General features: G+C 54.0%; 20 protein-coding genes. 13 read left to right on the forward strand and 7 right to left on the reverse strand.

Going from position 1 to position 20,991, the window contains the following annotated elements; translation table 11 throughout:
* The first annotated feature begins 290 nt into the window (after positions 1 to 290).
* Complete coding sequence (locus V8J83_RS09880) at positions 291 to 563, forward strand: hypothetical protein (RefSeq protein ID WP_339986113.1); 273 nt, start codon at positions 291 to 293, stop codon at positions 561 to 563.
* Positions 564 to 863 (forward strand): hypothetical protein, encoded by a 300-nt coding sequence (locus V8J83_RS09885; RefSeq protein ID WP_339986114.1) that lies wholly within the window; start codon positions 564 to 566, stop codon positions 861 to 863.
* 61 nt (positions 864 to 924) lie between these two features.
* Here V8J83_RS09885 and V8J83_RS09890 read toward each other — a convergent pair whose 3' ends face one another.
* The 4 genes from V8J83_RS09890 to V8J83_RS09905 form a co-directional block, all read right to left on the reverse strand.
* A complete protein-coding gene (locus V8J83_RS09890; protein ID WP_339986115.1) occupies positions 925 to 1,740 on the reverse strand; it encodes a hypothetical protein in 816 nt (271 codons plus the stop codon).
* On the reverse strand, positions 1,724 to 2,149 hold the full coding sequence (locus V8J83_RS09895; RefSeq protein WP_339986116.1) for a hypothetical protein: 426 nt from the start codon (positions 2,147 to 2,149) through the stop codon (positions 1,724 to 1,726). Before V8J83_RS09895 ends, V8J83_RS09890 begins: the two co-directional genes overlap by 17 nt.
* 241 nt (positions 2,150 to 2,390) lie before the next feature.
* Positions 2,391 to 2,681, reverse strand: a complete 291-nt coding sequence (locus V8J83_RS09900) for a HigA family addiction module antitoxin (protein WP_339986117.1) — start codon at positions 2,679 to 2,681, stop codon at positions 2,391 to 2,393.
* 12 nt (positions 2,682 to 2,693) lie between these two features.
* A complete protein-coding gene (locus V8J83_RS09905; protein ID WP_339986119.1) occupies positions 2,694 to 2,975 on the reverse strand; it encodes a type II toxin-antitoxin system RelE/ParE family toxin in 282 nt (93 codons plus the stop codon).
* Positions 2,976 to 3,236: 261 nt separating this feature from the next.
* Here V8J83_RS09905 and V8J83_RS09910 point away from each other — a divergent pair, with 261 nt between their 5' ends.
* The 3 genes from V8J83_RS09910 (at position 3,237) to V8J83_RS09920 (ending at position 7,728) form a co-directional block, all read left to right on the forward strand.
* Positions 3,237 to 6,368: a P-loop NTPase gene (locus tag V8J83_RS09910; protein WP_339986120.1), complete on the forward strand. Its 3,132-nt coding sequence runs from the start codon at positions 3,237 to 3,239 to the stop codon at positions 6,366 to 6,368.
* 265 nt (positions 6,369 to 6,633) lie between these two features.
* Positions 6,634 to 6,993, forward strand: a complete 360-nt coding sequence (locus V8J83_RS09915) for a hypothetical protein (RefSeq protein ID WP_339986121.1) — start codon at positions 6,634 to 6,636, stop codon at positions 6,991 to 6,993.
* Between the two features lie 27 nt (positions 6,994 to 7,020).
* Positions 7,021 to 7,728, forward strand: coding sequence for a tyrosine-type recombinase/integrase (locus tag V8J83_RS09920; protein WP_339986123.1), 708 nt, complete (start codon positions 7,021 to 7,023; stop codon positions 7,726 to 7,728).
* Between the two features lie 69 nt (positions 7,729 to 7,797).
* Here the strand turns inward: V8J83_RS09920 and V8J83_RS09925 are convergent, their stop codons facing one another.
* Complete coding sequence (locus tag V8J83_RS09925) at positions 7,798 to 8,811, reverse strand: tyrosine-type recombinase/integrase (RefSeq protein ID WP_339986124.1); 1,014 nt, start codon at positions 8,809 to 8,811, stop codon at positions 7,798 to 7,800.
* A 680-nt stretch (positions 8,812 to 9,491) separates the two neighbouring features.
* Here V8J83_RS09925 and V8J83_RS09930 point away from each other — a divergent pair.
* The 8 genes from V8J83_RS09930 (at position 9,492) to V8J83_RS09965 (ending at position 19,649) form a co-directional block, all read left to right on the forward strand.
* Positions 9,492 to 10,139 carry a helix-turn-helix domain-containing protein gene (locus V8J83_RS09930; protein WP_339986125.1) on the forward strand — a complete coding sequence of 216 codons (648 nt, stop codon included), beginning with the start codon at positions 9,492 to 9,494 and terminating at the stop codon, positions 10,137 to 10,139.
* 89 nt (positions 10,140 to 10,228) lie between these two features.
* A complete protein-coding gene (locus tag V8J83_RS09935) occupies positions 10,229 to 10,900 on the forward strand; it encodes a restriction endonuclease subunit S domain-containing protein (protein ID WP_339986126.1) in 672 nt (223 codons plus the stop codon).
* A gap of 7 nt (positions 10,901 to 10,907) precedes the next feature.
* On the forward strand, positions 10,908 to 11,213 hold the full coding sequence (locus V8J83_RS09940; protein WP_339986127.1) for a hypothetical protein: 306 nt from the start codon (positions 10,908 to 10,910) through the stop codon (positions 11,211 to 11,213).
* Between the two features lie 56 nt (positions 11,214 to 11,269).
* Positions 11,270 to 12,790, forward strand: coding sequence for a type I restriction-modification system subunit M (locus V8J83_RS09945; protein ID WP_339986128.1), 1,521 nt, complete (start codon positions 11,270 to 11,272; stop codon positions 12,788 to 12,790).
* Positions 12,783 to 14,012: a restriction endonuclease subunit S gene (locus V8J83_RS09950; protein ID WP_339986129.1), complete on the forward strand. Its 1,230-nt coding sequence runs from the start codon at positions 12,783 to 12,785 to the stop codon at positions 14,010 to 14,012. Before V8J83_RS09945 ends, V8J83_RS09950 begins: the two co-directional genes overlap by 8 nt.
* Positions 14,009 to 15,709 carry a DUF6119 family protein gene (locus tag V8J83_RS09955; RefSeq protein WP_339986130.1) on the forward strand — a complete coding sequence of 567 codons (1,701 nt, stop codon included), beginning with the start codon at positions 14,009 to 14,011 and terminating at the stop codon, positions 15,707 to 15,709. The genes V8J83_RS09950 and V8J83_RS09955 overlap by 4 nt, the downstream gene beginning before the upstream one ends.
* On the forward strand, positions 15,706 to 18,936 hold the full coding sequence (locus V8J83_RS09960; RefSeq protein ID WP_339986131.1) for a type I restriction endonuclease subunit R: 3,231 nt from the start codon (positions 15,706 to 15,708) through the stop codon (positions 18,934 to 18,936). The genes V8J83_RS09955 and V8J83_RS09960 overlap by 4 nt, the downstream gene beginning before the upstream one ends.
* Positions 18,933 to 19,649 (forward strand): M48 family metallopeptidase, encoded by a 717-nt coding sequence (locus tag V8J83_RS09965; RefSeq protein WP_339986133.1) that lies wholly within the window; start codon positions 18,933 to 18,935, stop codon positions 19,647 to 19,649. Before V8J83_RS09960 ends, V8J83_RS09965 begins: the two co-directional genes overlap by 4 nt.
* 31 nt (positions 19,650 to 19,680) lie before the next feature.
* Here the strand turns inward: V8J83_RS09965 and V8J83_RS09970 are convergent, their stop codons facing one another.
* Both V8J83_RS09970 and V8J83_RS09975 read right to left on the reverse strand, forming a co-directional pair.
* Complete coding sequence (locus V8J83_RS09970; RefSeq protein WP_339986134.1) at positions 19,681 to 20,244, reverse strand: metallophosphoesterase; 564 nt, start codon at positions 20,242 to 20,244, stop codon at positions 19,681 to 19,683.
* Positions 20,245 to 20,313: 69 nt separating this feature from the next.
* Complete coding sequence (locus V8J83_RS09975) at positions 20,314 to 20,946, reverse strand: hypothetical protein (RefSeq protein ID WP_339986135.1); 633 nt, start codon at positions 20,944 to 20,946, stop codon at positions 20,314 to 20,316.
* Between the last annotated feature and the right edge of the window lie 45 nt (positions 20,947 to 20,991).

Genomic DNA, 20,991 nt, shown 5'->3' on the forward strand with positions numbered 1-20,991 from the left:
GCGCGGCTGCAAGAACGGATTCACCGTCGTCTACCGGATCAATCTGGCGAAGGTTGAGGCGCTGGACCCCACGCTTGAGCCCGAGATCAAGACGGGGGCCACTGTGGACCCCGTCCAGACTGGACCCGGTACGGGGGCCACAGTGGCCGGGGTACCGGGGCCACCACGGCCCCCAAACCACCCTAAAACCATCCATAAACCACCTACGCGCAAGCGCGAGGCGGCGGAGGATGAAGGGGCTGAGAAGATTTTGGCCGCCTACGCGCCGCTTCCAGACCGAGACGGCGAGCATGTTCGAGACGCGGCTGAGATCGATCCGCCTCTGGCTGACGATCTCACCATGGCTGATCGCCGGGATGCTGCTGATGGGGATCGCCTCGATGATGGCCGCGAGCTTTTTCTGGACGGTGCATCTGACACGCTCCGAGCTGACCGAGATGGGCCTGACACGGATCGAACGGCCCGAAGGGACCTGGTTGATCCTAGACCCATCGAAGACGCGGCTGCGCACCTGCACGATGGCCGGTCAGAGCGTGACATGCATTCGGATCGAGGAGGATTAGATGACCCAACTGACAGCATTGGAACGCGACTTGCTCGCCTGCGTCGAGCGGTTGGTGACGGCCTCAGAGGCCTCCGCGAAGGATTTGACCGCCTTGGAGACACGCTCGACCGGCAGGATCGAGAGGGAACTGGCTGGTTTGAAAGACTGCGTGACCTTGCTCATTCGTTCACAAGCCGCATCCATGAAGGCCTTGAGCGGATTGCTGAACGACGAGGAGAGCTACAAGACGCTGGACGAGACCTTGCAGCAGAGCTTGACCTTAGCGAAAGCCGCCGCCGAGAGGTTGAAGGACAGCTAGACAGCCAGGAGGCGCATGCGGAGCGGGGGTTGCGGCATTGATTCAGTGTTGGCCAGCCGCATCAAGCGGTGAACTCAGGAAGCCGAATTTCGCTGCCTATTCTTTCAGAAACAACCGTCAAGCGTGATCGGTAGAACTTAAAAATCCAATAGTAAAAGGAAAACGCCCGCCGACTCTCCTGAAGAGAGTACATACTTTTCGAAATAAAATCAGTTATGTGATTTATCTCGTCGATGAATTGCTGCCGCTCTTTTAGTGCGGCGTCAGAAGTCTCGCCACGGCTAGCCTTGAACCGCTCATCAGACTGTAAAGCGAAATCAAACAAAGGCACGAACGGATTGATCCAGTATGGCCCATCTTCGCCACGCACCAAATTTGCCTCAATGAACTCGCCAGCGTCGGAGTCTTTGAGAATATCCATGGTTCGTTTGTTGATGACTATTCTTGGGTAATCAGCAACTTGCTCTTCCAATTTTACCGCTCGCACAACGGGTTCTCCAAGAACAATCGAGTTAGAAATCATGCAAGGCCCAGACGCTATTCCACCTCTAGCTAAAAAGCCTCTTTCGATGAAGAACGTGAATAAGTCCTGGCAACAGGTTACCAAATTTTTGATATTTTCAGCGGAGTCACTAACCGTGCTGATGAAAATCGAGTCCGACAAGCTCTGAAAGGTCAACTCCGACGCTTCATAACGCGTAACAAGACTCTCAGCTTCAAGCAAAAGCCCCGCGAGTTGGTTGATCTGATCTTGGCTTTTTGCCCCTGACACCACCGCATTGCTAAAGCCGAGGAGATCAATGTAACAGATGGCGCGCTCCTGAAACAACGGAGCGTCAGGGCCAGCACCGCGTGGGTTTTCAGATGCCGTCTGCAACGTACACCTCCTCGCCATCCCAAATGATGCGGTCTATCCGCCTATGAGTGCGCTGCTGTCTAGAGGCTGTGTTTTTGTAAAATGCCCTGAATACCACGCTGCCCCTGTTTTGAGGCTTGGAAGAATAGTCAAAGATGCTGAATTCGAACAGCTTTCTTTCATAGAATTCGTTCACAGGTTCTACAGCGCAACCTTCGAATACAAGCTGAAATGAACCGCTCTCGAGGAGGTTATCTCTTCCCAAAGCTTCACCCAGCTCCTCGCGGGGTCTTCGGGACATAAGGGTATTAAGGGTCCCTGGCTGGCGAAGAAGCATCGCAACCAATCCGACTTGATCTGCTCTTTGGGTAGCAATCATGTCGCCAACCCTTGCCTGTTCGGTTGGAGCGCGCTTCTTGCGTATCTTCATTCTTTTTCGCCCCAACTTCCCAATAGCACAAAGCAACGATTGATGTCACAAAAAATCAAGCAACTCTGCGCTCGATGACGCCAATTTATGCAAAATAGCATCCATAGTAGCAAGCGATTACAGAACCGTTTCAACTTCGGTATCGATTGTCTTACGGCGCGCGCGCCGTGGAAGATAGCCCCACAACCAATGCCGAGATAGTTTGGTTTGGATTTTTGAGTTCGGAAAGCAAGGCAAAGCGCTAGGCGGCAACCAAAGGTTCAATTTCAGACACGTCGATCTCCTTCGCCGCTAGTGCCATGTCATAGTTCGTCTGCAAGTTCACCCAGTAGGCCGGGGTCGTGTTGAACACACGAGCGAGGCGCAGCGCAGTATCTGGCGTGATCCCGGTAGTGCCTTTGATCAGCCGTTCGATCCGCGTCCGAGGCACGCCCAGACGCCGCGCAAACGCGATGGCCCCCATCTCCAGGGGATCGAGGTAAAGCTCTTTCAGGACTTCACCGGGGTGCATTGGGTCTTCAAGCAAGCTCATCAGCGTATCCTCTCAATGGTAGTCCACAATCTCGACATCGGCGGGGCCATTCGGCGTCCAGACAAAGCAGATGCGCCATTGCCCGTTGATCCGCACGGAGTGTTGCCCGGCCCGGTCCCCTTTCAGTTCTTCGAGATGGTTGCCGGGCGGGAACCGCAAATCCTCGACAACACCCGCGGCATCCAGCGCCGAAAGCATCGCCCGCGTGCGCTTCACCAAGTCACCCGGGAAGCCTTTGCCATACTTGCCTTTGACTGCGTTGGCAGCGAGTTTGCCCTTGGTGCTTTGGATCATGCGGATTGTGTATCAGCAGATGATGCATGTGTCAATGCCTGATACATTTTCCGATGGTGCTTAGTATAAGATGCCAACGAGAGTAAACCGCCATGAGTCTCGGAAGATTCTCGAAAAACTGACAGTGTTCGCCTGTTAGACCAAATATTAGTTGGCGCACGTGTTTCCTATTGCGCTGTTCGCCTCTACTCTCTCCCTAGAATTTTCTAAGGTTTGTCATGGGTTGCTAACCTGAGACGAACAAAGAACAGAAAGTTGTGAATGGCAAAGCGGAAAACGAAAAGTTCACTTGAGCTGCCAAGAATTCTAGTCGAATCCATCAAGGATCAGCGGGCAGTAATGGTATTTGGTGCTGGCGCATCAAAGGAATGCCGAAACACCGCCGGAAGCACCCCGCCTAACGGGGATCAGCTACGTGATCATTTAGCTGCTAAGTTTCTTGGAACGACAAACGAACAGCGAGACCTTGCAACCGTCGCAGAGATGGCAATTGCAAACGGGGCTGGGCAAACCATGGTTTTCGAAGAAATCGCAAACCAACTGTCAGGTTTTAAAACTTCAGATGCACACAAAGCCCTTCCCGATTTTCGTTGGCGCGGGCTAGCGACAACCAACTACGACACTCTTATCGAAGAGGGCTATGCAGAAAATCTTTCGAGAAAGCAGACTTGCCTTCCTTTTGTCAAAGATGCTGAACCATACGATGACCGGTTAAAGAACGAGAACCATCCTGTCCCATTTCTCAAGCTACATGGCTGTGTCAATCACAGGCTCGATCCTGAAATACCACTCGTCCTTTCAAACGAACACTACCATCAGTACCAAGAAAACCGGCTTCACCTGTTCAACAGGTTGCAACAATGGGCTCAATCTTCTCCGCTGATCTTCATCGGCTATCGACTAGCCGACCCACACTTGCGATCACTAATTTACGACATCGATCCGGGAAAGCGGCCTCAATGGTATATTGTGTCGCCAGGTGGTGACGAGCACGACCAACGATTTTGGGCAAGCAAAAGCGTAGACGTTATCAATGGAACGTTTGGCGACTTTATCGGCGCTTTAGATGAGCAAATTCCCGAGCTTTTCAGGGCGCTCAGCCTTCCGGAGGATGCTGCGGATGCCCCATACAAGCGGTTCTTTCGATCAAACGATGCAGGATCAGACCTTCTTCGGCATAGCCTTCAAACAGATTTTGAGTACGTTCACGCTGGTGTCGCATTCGATGACATAACCCCGGACAAGTTCTATTCCGGTCATGAAAAGGGGTGGTGCGGCACAGTTCGCAACTTCGATTTTCGCAGAAAAACTGCTGAAAATATGCTCTATGCAGCGCTAGATGAAGTTGACGACCGTCAACAAAAGATGCTCCTTCTCCAAGGCTCCGCGGGCTCTGGAAAAACAATCGCTCTTCGTAGAACAGCATATGATGCGGCAACAGCTTTAGACGAAATCGTATTGTGGTTGCGTCCTACGGGGCAACCAAGAGCGGAAGTCGTGGAAGAGCTTTTTGGCCAGACTGGAAAGCGCACATTGCTGTTCGTTGATCAAGCCTCGCGCCATGCGGAAGCATTGGACCTGTTATTGAGGCGGCTTTCGGCCAAAGGAATTCCGATTACCGTCATCGCAGCAGAACGAGAGGCAGACTGGGGCAGCTATTGTGGTGTTCTCGAGGAAGCGTACAAGCCGGACCTTTTCACGATTCGGCGTTTGAGCGAACGCGAGGCGGAAGACTTGGTCGAACTGCTTGAACGTCACGGCTGCTTGGGACAGCTGCAAAACAAGAGCAAACCCGATAGAATAGCGGCGTTTTTGGATAGTGACCGCGCAGACCGCCAACTCTTGGTCGCGTTGCATGAATTGACGCAAGGCAAACCTTTTGAACGTATCATCCTTGACGAGTTCGACCGTATCACGCCAGACGCGGCAAGACAGCTCTACCTGGACATAGCCACGTTGCACCAATTTGGCGTAATTGCCCGAGCCGGTGCCATATCAAGGATAAGCGGGATCAGGTTTCGCGACTTTGAGGAGAGTTTTTTCTCCCCATTGAAGGATATCGTGAGTGTAGTAGCGGATCCTTACACTGGAGATCGCGGTTATGAAGCCCGACACACAAGAGTATCTAGAATATTGTTTGGAGTGGCTTGCCCTGGCGACGAAGAGAAATCGCGACAGCTTTCGAGGATTTTGATAGGCCTTGACGCTGGGTTTTCATCTGACAAGCGAGTTATCGAAAACATATGCAAGGGCAGAGTGCTTTCCCAAGAGTTCTCATCCATTGAAGCGGCGCGGGAAATACTCGAGACTGCGATTGGTGCGCTGCCCAACTCCGCCTTCTTGTATCAACAAGCTGCAATTCTTGAGTATCTGCATGGCCATGGATCACTTGAGCGAGCCCAGGAGCTTGCGGAACAGGCCAGAGAAATTGACGGCAACAATCACATCTACATCCATACGTTGGCGGAAGTTTCCAGGCGGCAAGCCAACGCAGCAAACTCACTAGTCCTTAGCGAAAAGCTCAGGGCGCAGTCCCGCTCCTACTTGAACGAAATCTGGCTCAAAGATGCTCGTAAAGACCTTAGTTTCTGCCGTCTTCTTATTGATGAGGCCATCGATCTATTAAGGGCACTTCCCGAGGACGCTAAAGACCATGAGCTCATCGAATTCGATGACAAAGTGCATGAAGCAGTGGAGCGTCTTAAGCGCGCTCAACAGGATTTTCCTGGAGAAGCGGAGTTTCCCGTTGCCGAAGGGCAGCTTTGGCAACGGTTGGGCGAGAGCGAAAAAGCAACCAAAGCGTTCCAAAAGGCCATAAGTGTGCGCCCTCGAAATACTGGAGCGTTCGCGAGACTTTCGCGGATTCAAAAGACTGAAGGTTCAGACGAGGATGCGGCCGCTACTCTTGAGAAGGCGCTCGAGCGCTTTCCCCAAGACAAACAGGTCCATCTACAGATGGCTCTCTTGAAGTTCGATATGGGCCGCGAAGTTGCACCGGAAGCTGAGTTTCATTTTCGCTCAAGCTTTAGTCCTGGCGATCATAACTTTGATGCTCGGTTCTTCTTTGCTGAATTCCTGTTCTGGATGGGAAAAACGGACGAGTCGAAGGCTCTTTTCGAAGAAATTGATGCCAAGGCAGCTGATAGTTTTCGCAAGGCCGCTTCGACTTCAGATGATGCTATCACGTCCAAGCTTGGCGAGTACGCGGGCACCATCGAGAGCATCAAAGATCGCTTCTTTTTTGTGAGGTTCGGCGGCTACCCAACTGCCATTTTCGCCCACATGTCAGCGTTGATTGATTTGAACTTTGAGGACTTGCAAGTTGGAATGCCTGTTATGTTCAAGCTGCGTTTTAATCGCAAGGGCCCTACTGCGGTAGCGGTCTGGAAATAGCCTCACAAGCTCAGGTGTTGTACGAAATGCTGTGGCAAGCTCCGCCAAATCAGGTGTCTTAGTCAGTGACATTGAGTAACTTGGGAATCCTCGGCCTTGGGAAAAAGCCATCCGAATGGGTCGAGCTGATGGCAGATATGGGCATCGACATTTCTGAGCGGACCCTCCGCGAGAGAGCAAATGAGACTGGGGCGTTCTATCGCCTCGGACGGACAATGCTGATCACACCCGCGCAGATCGACAAGATATTTGAAGGAGGCCAAGCATGCCGCTCCAAATCTACAAGAGGGGCCGCTTCTACTGGGCTAAGGGTTGGGTCGAGTACAACGGCAGGCCAATCGCAGGCCCATACCGGCGAAGCACTAAGGCACCTACAGAAGCGGGCGCACGGGACTGGATAAACCGCGAGACCGAGCTCCAGATACGCCGCCATGTCGTTGGCGACGAGCCGAGCAAGACGTTCTCGGATGCAATCATGCTCTACAATGCCTCCCCCAAGACCGCGAAGCAGTTGATCCCCATTGTTGAAGAGATCGGTGACATGCCTTTGGGCGCGATTTCTGGTGCGCTTCTCAAGGGGCTCGGGCCAAAGCTGAAACCCAAGGCATCGACTGACACTTGGTAGCGCGAGATCGTGACTCCGGCGAGTGCGGTGATCAACAACGCGCACGAGCTGGAAGGCACGCCGCTGATCCGAGTGAAGCCATATGACAAGTTCGAGCGGATCGCACAGGACAAGCGTCGGGGGAAGACCAGCCGTGTTGAACGCAAGCCCGCCGACAAAGAATGGATCGAGGCCTTTTGTGGAGCCGCTGATCCCTACAACGCTGCGCTGGTTCGGTTCATGTTCGAGACGGCGGCGCGGATCGATCAGGCTGTCTCGATAGAGCCTGACGATCTGCGGCCCGCCGAGCACAAAGTCCGAGTGAAAGCACAGAAAGGCCATCCCGAAGGCTGGATCACCGTTTCGCCTCAGATGATGGACGAGTTGCTGGCCTTGCCGCCCAAGCGGCCAAAGAACCGCAAGACTGGCAAGTTCATGAAGCCACGCGTGTTCGGCTACGGCAGCTCCACCGGCTACAACACACGCTGGAAGACGATCTGCAAGAATGCGGGCATCCCAAACCTCTCAGCACATCCCGCAGGACGGCATGGCTTCTTCACTGAATTGGTCGTGCGCCAAGGCGTCGATCCGGTCACAGCCGCCAAGGCTGGCCGCTGGTCTGACCCTAATTTGCCCATGCGCATCTATGCCCATGCAGAGACGGATGAGGCCGAGCTCAGGGCCCGTTTTCGTACAAACCACGTACAGGCGGACACTGTACAAACACCCAAGAGCAAGAAATCACAGAAGGAATAACGCTATGAGCAGCCCCCTCCTAAGGGGCAGGTTGCAGGTTCGAATCCTGCCGGGGTCGCCAGCACTTTCTCAAGCATTTGATTCTCCTGTCTTTTTTGGTTGAGTTGGAACTTTGGTCGCGGAAGTTGGAACTTTTTGTTCTGTTTCCGTGCCGCTGAGCACCTTTCTTTTGTTGAGGCCGCGAATGTAGCGCTCGATCTCGGAGAGGCTTTCGTGGCCTGTCCATGCACCGATTTGAACAGAGTTTCCGCCTGCTTCAGCCAATGCTTGTGACCGGCTTTTCCTGAGACCGTGCGCGGTTCGACCATGTATGCCAGCCGCTCGCGCTTTGGCTGCAAACCACTGCCCGGCAGCCTTCACACTTCGTGAAGTCCCGAACGCAGTTGTGATCCAGGTAATATGCTTGTCCGACCGCGCGTCCAGCGCCGCACGAAGGTACTGAAGGTCGCTCTGCATACCGGAGGCGAAATCTGGAAGGGGGCGGCTAAATGGAATTGCAACCTCGCCGCCTGTCTTCTGTTGATTGAACACCAACCAGCCTTCCTGATCGACATTGCCCTGTCCAAGCCGGAAGGCATCCGAAATTCGCGCACCCGTGAAGAAAATAACCTCGAATGCGAGACGTTCTGAGGTTCCGATGGGCCAGAACTCGCGGAACTTCTTAACCTCTTTTTTAGACCAGGGAACATGGCCGTCTGACTTGGGTACCGGTGATTTCTTCACATTCTGAGCAGGGTCTTCAATTTTGTAGACGTCTTCAAGCCACTTGCCAAAAGCGCGCCAAACTTTGAGACGGTTATTTCTTGCATGCCCAGAGAATTTGCTGAGTGCTGCCTCGACATGTTTGGTCCGGAGATCGCGAACCAGTCCTGTTCCATGGTTTCGGCGAATTTCATCCAACATTCGACGTCGGGAGGACCGAGTTTCATTAGACAGCGCCGCAAAGCTGTCGGATGCGAGGTATCTGGGTACGGCTGACGCGAGACTGCCTTGTCTCGGTCGGGGATTGCTTTGTGCCTCGCCACCTGAAGCCGCCGTGTACGCATCAAGAAAGCGCTGATCATCTGGGGGAAGATCGGGCATGGCAATGCCCTTCTGGCCCTTCGGGCGGTAGTAGTACCGAACATTGCCGCTTGGAAAGTGCCCGGACGGATTGAGGTGTTTCAACTTCACGTACAACCAAATGCCTCATCACAGCTGTTTGTTTCGCTCCACACCTGGTCTCCTATTGTCGGAAGCTCAGCCAGTGCGGAATCAAGTTCCCAACGAAGCCACAAAACAACACCATCCGCGTCACGGCCTGGGGGGTAGACTCCACTTTTGACCAGCTTATCAAAATGGCCCGGGGAATGCCCGCAATAACGCGCGGCCTCTATTCGGCGAAGTGCAGCGCCCCAGTCAACAATGGTTCGAGCGGCTTTCATCCTAGTCCTCAAAGGTCATTTTAATTTGCTGGTCTGCTGATCCCGGCTCCAGAAGCAACTCCATTTGGATGGGGGTCAAAAGCATCAACCGGCCAATTTTATGGAAATGGCCCGACTTTCGAGCCTTTGTGCGAATGAGGCGCGGCGAAACGTGAACGCCGTGCGCTCTCAGCTTTTCGCTCCAAGCTTCAGGCGTTTGGCCCTTTGTCAAAAGCTCTGACATCCTTCCCTCATCAATTGGCTTCTTGCTGCAAGTAACTACAGTTTTCGGTTGCAAGCTAGGAGCTTCTTGTTATTTGAAAAAAACCAGAAACATACTTCCGATAAAGGGATATCACATTGCCAAAGTTTTATTTTCAAACGTCGGAAAAGGAACAGGCAAGAGCAGAGGCCGAACAGGAATACGAGTATCATCTGGAAGAAATGGCGCGGCGCTATGCGCCAAGCGGTGCCGTTCACGAGAACCTTCGTCAATTCAGGACGGTACGCAGCCTCAAGAAACAAGAAGTCGCCGCGTTGATGGAGGTGACCACACGAACGTATTACGACTATGAAGAAGGCAACCGTCCGATCCCGTCGGATGCACTCGTTCGGTTGGCGGTGCTAACAGGTGGAGACCTTAATGAAATACTCCTTGGCCGACCGGCAGAGACTCGACCGAAGACCATCGAGATTGCGATCAACGACTTTTGCACCATTTTGAGGTTCCTCGCGGCAGAGTATTCGTCGATGGACATGAGCACACGAGCGGAAGTTGCGCGTTTCGCTTTGACGCACGATTGGCAAGGTATGCCGCGCGTTCATCCCGAAGTCATCCGTGATGCGGTCAAAATGACGACCCGCTACCGCTTCCATCCGGAGACCATTCCTGCCCCGCCCTACTGGGAAGACTATGAAGATCAAGCGCAATACGAAGCGGACATGGCTCAGTGGCAGAGAGAGGTCGATGAAGACCTCGGCCCACCGCCGGACGAGGCCAAAGAATAAAGTGTCGGGTCAATCTGAATTTATTGCAGTAAAAGCTCTACAGCAAAATTTAATTGACATAGATGGCTCAGCTTTCTATATGCATGAGCATGACCTACTACACAAAAAATACAACCCTTGGCGAAACCTGTGAGATCGGAGCAGGTTTTGCCGCAAGGAGCGCACTCACAGAGGATGCCGAGAGCGGCGTCCCTGCAATCCAGTTGCGTGACTTGCAGGGCGATCAAGTCCGTTTGGCAACTGCCACGAAATACGATCTCAAGGGCAAGCTTGAGCGATACTTCGTCGGGCCCGGCGATGTGCTGTTCCGTTCTCGCGGAGAAAACAACACCGCCAGCATAGTAGTCGGGCGTGCGGGCGAGACAGCGGTGGCCCTGCTACCAGTGATGGTGATCAAGCCGAGAGGAGACAAGCTCCTTCCAGAATACGTTGCATGGTCGATCAATCAGCATGAAGCACAGAGGCACCTCGATTTGGGTGCGCGCGGGACAAAGCTCCGGATGATACCGCGCGAGTGCCTCGAAACGATGCCAATTCACATTCCAAGTTTGGCTGTTCAGCGATCCATTACCGAGCTCGACGCACTGTCTGCAACTGAGGCGCGACTTCTGCACGAGCTTGCCGAAACAAAAAGAAAATTCACGAGATTCGCCCTGCTTGATCAGGTGCGGAACGCCGAGCTTCACGCCAATGAAGCCCGGCATAACGACGCCCAAGACTCCTTCAAAAGCACGGGCAAATCGCAACAGACAAAATCATAGGTGATCAATGTCTATCAACATCAGTAACTACCACGCCGAAGGTCCATTCGGCAATGCAAACAACTTACAGGCGCGCTCCGGTGTGTATCTAATCCTTGGACGGAGCAGCACAGCGTCCAACTGGAATGTCGTCGATATCGGCGAGTCCCGGAATATTCAGGAGCGCGTCTCGAACCATGATCGCGCGCCATGCTGGCGCGGCCAAGGCCATGCAGAACTGTCCGTCGCGGCAATCTATGCAGACACCCAAAACCGGATGCTGATCGAGCGCCAGCTCCGTAACGAGTTCAACCCGCCCTGTGGATTGATTTGAGAAACTTGGGGCGGGCCAACGACCCGCCCCACCAAGAAACACATTAGGATTTGAAAATGAACGATACTCTTACACAGGCGGAAGTGAACAACGCCGCATGGGCGGCCTGCGACACCTTCCGTGGCGCGGTCGATCCCGCGCAATACAAGGACTATATCTTGGTGATGTTGTTCCTGAAGTACATCACGGACAACTGGAACGACCATTTCGAGACATACCGCAAGCAATACGGTGACGATGATGTGCGCATCCGTCGCCGCATGGAGCGTGAGCGCTTCTACCTGCCGAAAGGTGCAAGCTTCTATGATCTCTATGAGCAGCGCAACGAGCCCAACATTGGCGAGCTGATCAACATCGCGCTTGAGGACATTGAAGACAAAAATCGCGCCAAGCTTGAAGGCGTATTCCGCAATATTGACTTCAATTCGGAGTCGAACCTTGGCCGGACCAAAGATCGCAACCGTCGCCTCAAGAACCTCTTGGAAGACTTCAACAAACCTGCACTCGACCTGCGACCGTCGCGGGTGAAAGAGGACATCATCGGGGAAACCTACATTTACCTGATCTCTCGCTTCGCCTCGGACGCAGGCAAGAAAGCAGGGGAGTTCTACACTCCTGCGGCCGTCTCAGGCTTGCTTGCAAAGCTGGCTGCACCGAAGGATGGCAACACCATCTGTGACCCCGCCTGCGGCTCCGGCTCACTTCTGATCAAGGCAGCGGAGGCTATCGGCTCTGACAACTTCGCTCTCTACGGACAGGAGGTAAACGGAGCGACTTGGGCACTGGCACGGATGAACATGTTTCTGCACGCCAAGGACGCCGCACGCATCGAATGGTGTGACACCTTGAACAGCCCCGCCCTGATCGAAGGCGATCAACTTCAAAAGTTTGATGTCGTCGTCGCCAACCCGCCGTTCTCTCTTGATAAGTGGGGCGCGGACGATGCGGATACAGATCAGTACAATCGCTACTGGCGGGGTATCCCGCCCAAGTCCAAGGGCGATTATGCCTTCATCACGCACATGATCGAGATCGCCAAGCGGCAATCAGGGCGTGTGGCAGTGATCGTCCCGCATGGTGTTCTGTTTCGCGGCGGGGCAGAAGGCAAAATTCGTCAGCAGTTGATTGAGGAAAACCTTCTCGACGCCGTTGTCGGCCTGCCTGCCAACCTCTTCACTACCACGGGCATCCCTGTCGCCATTCTGATTTTTGATAGATCCCGCGAAGCGGGCGGTGCAAATGCGGATCGTAAGGATGTGCTCTTCATCGACGCCAGCAAGGAATTCACGCCTGGCAAAGCCCAGAACGTGATGGAGGAAGAAACCCACATCAAGCGGGTGCTCGACACCTACAGCGCCCGCGCAGAGGTCGAGAAGTATTCCCACCTCGCCAGCACCGATGAGATTGCTGAGAACGGCAATAACCTCAACATCCCGCGCTACGTGGACACCTTCCAGCCGGAGGAAGAGATTAACGTCGCCGCGGTGCAGGCGGATATCGTGCGGATCGAGGGTGAGCTGGCAGACGTACGCGCGAAGATGTCAGGCTATCTGAAGGAGCTCGGGATTAATGCGTGAAGGATGGCAAAGCGTTGAGCTTGGTTCCTTCATGGAATTCAAGAATGGATTGAATGCAAACAAGGATGCGTACGGTAGCGGTGTCAAATTTGTAAACGTGATGGACATCTTCCGGAGCCCTGAGCTTCACGCCGACAAAATCACGGGCTCCGTTCAGGCGTCTCCCAAGGCCGCATCCGAATATAGCGTGGTTCATGGCGATATTTTGTTCAACCGAACTTCGGAAACTCCCGAAGACATAGCGTTTGCGTCGGTTTATATGGACGCTGAGCCGATCACCTTCGGGGGCTTTGTGATTAGAGGCAGGCAGACCCGAAAGCTCCTTGATCCTGAGTTCTGCAAGTATGTCTTTCGGACAGACAATGTGCGCCGAGAAACCGTGCGGCGTTGCCAAGGGGCTGTCCGTGCAAACATTGGACAACAAGACTTATCCAAGGTGCCACTCAAGATTCCGCCATTTGCAGAACAGCGCAAGATCGCCGCGATCCTGCAGACCTGGGATGAGGCGATCGAAAAGCTCAACGCTCTGCGGTCACTAAACATTCGCCGCCGTGTCTGGCTGCGCACCCATCTCTTCACGGGCAAGGTGCGCTTGCCGGGGTTCACCGGTGAATGGCGCAAGGTGCGCCTGAGCGACGTACTGCATGAGCACCGCTCCAAGTCCACCGGTGCTGAGGAGGTCTACTCCGTCTCGGTGCACAAAGGGCTGGTCAACCAAGTGGAACATCTCGGACGGTCGTTCTCGGCGGCGAACACGGATCATTACAACCGTGTTCTGCCCGGCGATATCGTTTACACTAAGAGCCCCACGGGCGACTTCCCGCTAGGCATCATCAAGCAGAGCAAGATTGACAGCGAGGTGATCGTCTCACCGCTCTACGGTGTTTTCACGCCTGAGAGTTATGCGCTTGGTGTCATCCTGGACGCGCTTTTCGAGTCACCGTTGGCGGCGCGCAATTACCTGCATCCGCTGGTGCAGAAAGGTGCCAAGAACACGATTGCCGTGACCAACAAGCAGTTCCTCGAAGGGAAGCTCCACCTGCCAATGGACCCCGACGAGCAAGCAGCAATCGCCAATGTCGTGAACGCCTCGCATGCCGAGCTGGCTTGTCTGGATGCCGAGATCAAAGCCCTGACCGACCAAAAGCGCGGCCTGATGCAGAAGCTCCTGACAGGCGAGTGGCGCGTCAAAGTCTCGGACGATGAGGAGGCTGCTGCATGACCGACAAAACAAGAATGCGCACGCTCAACGTCCGTCTTCTTCGCAAAGGGCGAACACCAGAAGAGGCTTTCACGGAAACATTTGGTCCAGATTCTGACCGAGCGCTCGAAGAACGCCCCTGGGGCGCCGGTGAAGGAGCACGGCTGTTCATCGGACAGATTTACTCCAACCCCCCAGGTTGGCGTGATCTGTTGCTACAGGTCAGCCCGGATTTGCCGGAAGGCATTTTCACAAGTGGTGCTGGTGCGGTTGTCTTCATCCCTGTTGGAGAACGCTTCGCTGCCGTTTGTTTTGGTCATGTCCATATCGCGCTGAACGATCACGCCTTCGAGCGGCAGTTCGGGCTGCGGGTCACACTCAATAGCGTTCCGAGAGACAAGCTTCGGTCCATTGACCTCGCGACTCCAGATGCCGTTACGTTTCAAAAACGCGTACAAGCGAGCAAGGACAGCGATGTCCGGGCCTTTGGTGTGGACATGCTCCGCGACCTCGCGCGCGTTGCAGGTGGTACGCCGCGAAACTCTGCTTTTGCCAGTTTTGTTGCGGGCAAAGATAGCCTGTCGATCACCTGTCGAGTCGATCCTGACAAGTTCCATGAGAAGTGTGCAGAAATTGTCGCGCAGTACACCGAGACGACATATCAAAAAGAGTTCGCTTGGGTCGATAACATGCGAAGGGTCGAAGAAAAGGACACAATCGAAACGCTCGATAAGAGTATTGAAAAGGCAATCAAAGACCTGATGGCGGGCAAGGCCAGCGATCTGCACATGACGCCACCCGAGATCGTTAACTACACCGAGGGCTCTTTGCTGCACTACAATGGCTTTGGGAGCCACGGCACGAATTTTCACAGCCTCTCGATCAATGACTATGTTTCAGAGCTCAACCGCTGCGCTTTTGAGGGCGGAATCGCTGATATCAAAGAGAAGCACCGGGTCAAGGCGAAGGCTGATGATGAGGGTGATTTTTCCGAGAAGTGGCGAGTGTATGATTGCTTTGTTTCTGAGACGACGCTCGGTACCGGTGCAAACCAGGAGCACTACGTACTGTTTGCCGGGGATTGGTACAAGGTCGAAAAGTCATTCAAGAACCGGATTGAAGCCGCGTTCGATGCCATTGAGCGGGTTACCATCGTGGGCAAAACGACTTGCCGCAACGAGGAAGAACTTATCGATCAACTCGAGGCAAGTCGGGATGATCTCGTCAAGCTGGACAGGACCAAGATCAATCCGGAGAATGTAAGATACGCCAATATCGAGCCCTGCGACTTCTTTTCCGATAAGAAGGACTTCATACATCTGAAGGATGGAAACTCATCAGGACCAATCAGCCATCTTTGGTCGCAAGGTGTTGTCAGTGCCGATGCATTTATCTCTGACAAAGAGTTCCGAAAGAAGCTGCGCGCCAAAGTCAAAAGCGTCAAAGCAGGCTTCGAGGCTCATCTCCCCAAGAGCACCGACAAAGTGGTTCGAGAGGACTATCGGGTTGTCTATGGTATTATGAGACCGCCGTATGCAAACGGCACAATCGGTCTGCCATTCTTTAGCAAGGTGAGTTTTCAAGCAGCCGTTGATCGGCTCGCGCAGTTTGGAATTCCTGTAGCTGTCGAGTTGATCGAAAAACCTGCCTCTGATGCGGACGATGGTGACGATGTCGACGAAAATGACAACGATGATGTCATTGAGGAGGCCGCATGAATCAGCACTCTGCACCTCAAGGTTTCAACCCCGCCGAAAAGTATCAGTCCCAGATACCCGCAATCCAAACCCTAGTCGCGTTGGGCTTCCAGCCTTTGTCGCAGGCAGAGGTCGATCAGCTGCGGGGTAAAACTCGCGGCGTGATCCTCGACGATATTGTCGTTGAACAGTTGTTGACGCTCAATGGCTATAGCTACCGGGGCAAGAGCTATGCCTTTGATCTAGAGGACGCCCATGAGGCGCTCCGCCGCCTTAAGCCAACGCCTGACAAGCTCAAAGGGCTGAAGGGTACGAACCAGGATGTCTACGATCTCTTGGTTCTGGGCACCACGATCTCAAAGACCATTGATGGCGACAGCAAGAGCTATTCGTTCAAGTACATTGACTGGGAGACACCGGAGAACAACGTCTTCCATGTGACGGCTGAGATGACTGTAGAGCGAACAGCCAGCACAGCGACACGGCGCTGCGATATTGTTTGTTTCGTGAACGGCATCCCGTTCATCGTGATTGAGAACAAGCGTCCTACGGAGTCACTCAAGAAGGCCGACAGCCAGCTGATCGGATATCAGAACGAAGATAATATCCCGCAGCTCTTCCACTATGCACAGCTCTTGATGAGCATGAAGCGCCAGGAAGCCCGCTACGCCACCGTCGGCACGCCGCGCAAGTTCTGGCAAATCTGGCGCGATGAAGAGGATCAGAACGCAGATATCTCAGCCGCGATCAATCGACCTCTGACGGCAGAAGAAAAAGGTGCTGTCTTCTCGGGCGATCTAGCCGATGCGCGCGTATTCTTCGAAGAGCTGGCGGCGGGCGGGGAGAGGTCGATCAGTGAACAGGATCGCGCCATCTACGCGTTGTGCCGACCGGAGCGCCTTCTCGACCTCGTAAGGCGTTTCACGGTTTTTGATGGAGGTGTGCGCAAAATCGCCCGCCATCAGCAATTTTTCAGTATCAAAACCGCTCTTACCCGCTTGAAGAGTTTTGAACCGGAAGGTTGCCGCAAGGGAGGAGTGATCTGGCATACACAAGGCTCAGGGAAGAGCCTGACGATGGTGATGCTTGGGCGTGCGCTTGCCCTCGACAAGAACGTGAAAAACCCCCGTATCCTGATCGTCACGGATCGGGATGACCTGGACAAGCAGATCAAAGGCACCTTCAAGTCCTGCGACCTTGAACCCGTGCGCGCAGCCACGGGGGCGAATCTGATCGAGCTGATCAGGAATCGTGCGCCCTTGGTTACAACGATCATCAACAAGTTCGATACTGCCATGAAGGCAGGAGATTTCCAGGATGACAGCGCCGACATCTTCGTTTTGGTTGATGAGAGCCACCGTAGCCAGACAGGCCGCTATGGCGGGCATGGCAAGTTCGCTTTGAAGATGCGGCGCATCTTGCCGAACGCATGTTATCTCGGCTTCACTGGCACGCCTCTTCTGAAAAAGGACAAGAACACCCTCGATACGTTTGGGGGGCTCATCCACAAGTATACGATTGATCAGGCGGTGAAGGACGAGGCGGTTGTCCCGCTGCTCTATGAAGGGCGCTTGGTTGAGCAGCAGGTTAGTGGCGATGTCGTCGATACCTGGTTCGACAAGATCAGCCAGGGACTGACAGAGAAGCAGAAAGCCGACTTAAAGCGGAAATTCTCGCGAATGGATGCATTGTCCAAGACGAGCCAAGCCATCCGAGCAAAGGCGTTCGATATCTCGGAGCACTTCCGCCAGTATTGGCAGGGCACGGGCTTCAAGGCGCAACTTGTGGCACCCTCAAAGGCTGCTGCCGTGCGTTTCAAGGAGGCCCTAGATGAGATAGGCCACGTAACAAGCGATATCATCATTTCCGCCTCTGACGACAAAGAGGGGAACGAGGAGGTTGATCAGGAATCCAAAGACTTGGTGCGTAAGTTCTGGGACAAGATGATGGCCAGGCACAAAACCGAGGACGAATACAATCGCCAGATCATCGACGCGTTCAAGGGCTCAGGCGATCCTGAAATCCTGATTGTCGTCTCGAAGCTGTTGACCGGCTTTGACGCCCCCCGGAACACGGTTCTCTACGTATGCAAGCCGTTGCGGGAGCACAATCTTCTTCAAGCCATTGCCCGCGTGAACCGCCTCTACGAGGACGACGACCAAGAGAAACAGTTCGGCTTCATCGTCGATTATGAGGGGCTGCTTGGTGAGCTCGATGCGGCTCTGACAACCTATAGCGCCTTTGAAGGTTTCGACGGTGATGATGTCGCAGGATCGTTGCACGACATTCGGGAGGAAATACGAAGGTTACCGCAGCTGCATGACCAGCTGTGGGACGTCTTCAAGGAGGTTCGGAACAAGAAGGACATGGAGCAGTTCGAACAGCTCTTGGCGGACGATGCCAAAAGGGCAGACTTCTATTCTCGGCTGAAGGACTATGGCCGCTGCCTGCATATCTCGCTTTCCTCCGAGAAGCTCTATGACGTGTTTGATGAGGCGGCGGTTGTCACCTTCACGAAGGATTGGAAAGCCTTCTCGGAGCTAAAGCGCTCTGTTCAGCTTCGTTATCAGGAAACAGTCGATGTAAAGGAGTTCGAGCCCAAAATTCAGAAATTGCTGGATGATCATGTCACGGCAAAACCAGCCGAAGTCATCATCGACATAGTGAACATTAACGATCCGGATGCGCTGAACGCTCTGATCGAAGAAGAGGGCAAGACTGCCGCCTCCAAGGCGGACCGCATTGCAAGCGCCACCAAACGCACGATCACGGAAAAGATGGATGAAGACCCGTCCTTCTACAGGCAGTTTTCCGAGATGCTAGCAGAGACGATCCGCGACTACCGAGAGAAGCGGATTTCGGAGAAGGACTACCTCAAGGCTGTCATCGATTTGGCGGGGCGCGTTGCGCGCCGCGATCATGGCCGAGAAATGCCCGAAAGCATCAAGGTTGACACGGACGCTCAGGCCGTTTTCGGCGTCCTTGAGCCGATCCTGAAGGAGATCAATGGGGGCGTTGAGGACACTGTGACAGCCGATGTCGCGCAGTCGATTGTTGGGATCATCAAGGATCACCACATTGTCGATGTCTGGTCGAACGAGATGGCGCAGAACAACATGCGCAACGCAATCGACGACTATTTCTTCGACGTTGTGCGCGACGAGAAGGGCATCGACATTTCCCTCGACCTTCTTGACGACATCGAGCTGCGGATCATGGATATCGCGCGGGCGAGGTTCCCTGGATGAGCGCAGAGGTTCTAGAGACGATCTTCGGCAGCGAAACGATCCGTTTTTCTGTGGTAAGACGGGTTCGCAAGACCCTGTCCATAAGCGTATTACCTGATCAACAGGTTGAGGTGGTCGCGCCGGAGGATGCGAGTTCTGAACGCATCATCGAAAAGGTTCGTAACCGTGCGCCTTGGATATGCAAACAGCTTCGCTACTACGACCAGTTTCAACCCAAAACGCCAGAACGTCGCTATGTCGGAGGCGAGACCCACTTGTACTTGGGACGACAATACAAGCTCAAAGTAATCCCCAGCATAAAGAACAGCGTGAAGATGCAACGTGGTCAGTTGATAGTTCTGAGCACGAGACCTGGTCAAATCTCCCAGACCCGTGAGATGGTGCGAGGTTGGATGTTGCAACGCGCCCAGATCAAATTCGCGGAACGCTTGGACATTTGCCGAGAGCGTTTCCCAGATCCCGAAAGCGTGATTCCGAATGGCGTCATCATTCGAGAGCTGAGCTCACGCTGGGGATCAATGACAGGAAGACGGAATTTAGTGCTCAACCGCTCGCTGATCGGAGCCTCCACAGAAGCTATCGACTATGTGATCACTCATGAGTTGTGCCACATAGACCACCCACATCATGGTTCCGCGTTCTTTGACCAATTGAGACGAGTGATGCCCGATTGGGAGAAACGAAAATCTAAGCTTGAACGTCAACTTGCATGATTACGGTCCTTGTTGGCTATCGGGTTCATTTTCAGAAGAAGTCAGCATTGCGCTCCACGTCGTCCCAATGCTTGTTAACGGGCAATGTCTTAGCCCTCTGATGAATGTCCCTGATCGTCACAGGCACGTATCCCCAAACATCCACACCGACATTCACTGCGTTTCTACTTCCCATCCACTGATCATGGACGTGGCCAAACAGTTGCAAAGCGCCTTTCCGGGCTTTGTGCCATGTGATCATTGGGTAGTGGCAGAGGACGGAAGGCGCGCCCGCACCATCTGCCACCTCAGTCAAATGCGTGACTGAAGTCCAAGGCAAAGCCTGGGTAGCTTCGCCGTCATGGTTGCCGACGATAAGGTGTTTCTCCGCGCCCGGTAGGCGGGAAAACAGGTTAGACAACCACTTGCGATCTTTGGCCTTCGGCCCGAAGGCGAAATCTCCAACAATCCAAAGCGTGTCTTGCGGGCCAACCTTCGATACCAGGTTTTCGAGCAAGACGGCATCCATGTGGCTTGCGGACTCAAACGGGCGAGCGCAATGCTTGATGATGTTGTCATGGCCGAAATGCGTGTCGGCGGTATACCAATGCTTCATGGCTGATCTCAAATTCTGCGACGCGCTGAAAGGCGGGGACCGCCGTCTAGCACCCAATGCCTACTCTGGCTAGGCCAGTGCCACCTGTCTGACGCCGTGGATGTCACGAACTTCGGTCTCCGATGTTATTCCAGCTGCCACCAACGCTTGTTCAACCTCCTTTGAGACACGCTCTGCGCGGTCATGCGCCCATCCGGTAAGCTTGGTAGAAATCCACCAAGCAGCAGGCAACAGGACGAGAGGATAGAACTTCAACGCCGTCGCCGACATGCTGTCGCTCAGGTTCGAAAAAAACATGGCCAGGATCGCGTAGTAGACCAACAAACCCGGTAGAGCCCCAACGACCGCAACCAACAAAGCAGTAGAGAGTTTTCCTTCCGGCGTGTCCGGATCGGCTGACCCGTGGAGTTGCAGGCATTGAGCCGTCAGGTTCGCCAGGGCGACTGGCTCCCGCCCAATTGGTGCCCAGACAACGGCGACATCATCTCCGTGGCGGGCGCGGTCCAACACTTCACCGACAAATGTGTGTTCTTGCCCACCCGTTTCCCGAAGCGTCATTTCCCGCCACTGCCGCGAACGTTCGACGCGCCGGGTGCGGCGGTTCACCTCCCGTTCGACGCGATCAACGATGTCCACGACATTGCCACGGATGACTTTGTATCCGTGCGGCATTTTCGGCTTTTTCTTTGGGGAACCAGACACAGTTTCCTCCGCAATATCCTATAATGGGATAATACCAGAACAGGA

This window comes from Gymnodinialimonas ulvae (assembly GCF_037543845.1).
Classification (GTDB): Bacteria; Pseudomonadota; Alphaproteobacteria; order Rhodobacterales; family Rhodobacteraceae; genus Gymnodinialimonas; species Gymnodinialimonas ulvae.

Coding starts and splice junctions, on each gene's coding strand:
- V8J83_RS09960 (WP_339986131.1), top strand. CDS start 15,706: ATGAATCAGCACTCTGCACCTCAAGGTTTCAACCCCGCCGAAAAGTAT.
- V8J83_RS09895 (WP_339986116.1), bottom strand. CDS start 2,149: ATGAAGATACGCAAGAAGCGCGCTCCAACCGAACAGGCAAGGGTTGGC.
- V8J83_RS09910 (WP_339986120.1), top strand. CDS start 3,237: ATGGCAAAGCGGAAAACGAAAAGTTCACTTGAGCTGCCAAGAATTCTA.
- V8J83_RS09935 (WP_339986126.1), top strand. CDS start 10,229: ATGACCTACTACACAAAAAATACAACCCTTGGCGAAACCTGTGAGATC.
- V8J83_RS09965 (WP_339986133.1), top strand. CDS start 18,933: ATGAGCGCAGAGGTTCTAGAGACGATCTTCGGCAGCGAAACGATCCGT.
- V8J83_RS09955 (WP_339986130.1), top strand. CDS start 14,009: ATGACCGACAAAACAAGAATGCGCACGCTCAACGTCCGTCTTCTTCGC.
- V8J83_RS09905 (WP_339986119.1), bottom strand. CDS start 2,975: ATGATCCAAAGCACCAAGGGCAAACTCGCTGCCAACGCAGTCAAAGGC.
- V8J83_RS09880 (WP_339986113.1), top strand. CDS start 291: ATGTTCGAGACGCGGCTGAGATCGATCCGCCTCTGGCTGACGATCTCA.
- V8J83_RS09970 (WP_339986134.1), bottom strand. CDS start 20,244: ATGAAGCATTGGTATACCGCCGACACGCATTTCGGCCATGACAACATC.
- V8J83_RS09945 (WP_339986128.1), top strand. CDS start 11,270: ATGAACGATACTCTTACACAGGCGGAAGTGAACAACGCCGCATGGGCG.
- V8J83_RS09885 (WP_339986114.1), top strand. CDS start 564: ATGACCCAACTGACAGCATTGGAACGCGACTTGCTCGCCTGCGTCGAG.
- V8J83_RS09915 (WP_339986121.1), top strand. CDS start 6,634: ATGCCGCTCCAAATCTACAAGAGGGGCCGCTTCTACTGGGCTAAGGGT.
- V8J83_RS09950 (WP_339986129.1), top strand. CDS start 12,783: ATGCGTGAAGGATGGCAAAGCGTTGAGCTTGGTTCCTTCATGGAATTC.
- V8J83_RS09900 (WP_339986117.1), bottom strand. CDS start 2,681: ATGAGCTTGCTTGAAGACCCAATGCACCCCGGTGAAGTCCTGAAAGAG.
- V8J83_RS09925 (WP_339986124.1), bottom strand. CDS start 8,811: ATGCCCGATCTTCCCCCAGATGATCAGCGCTTTCTTGATGCGTACACG.
- V8J83_RS09940 (WP_339986127.1), top strand. CDS start 10,908: ATGTCTATCAACATCAGTAACTACCACGCCGAAGGTCCATTCGGCAAT.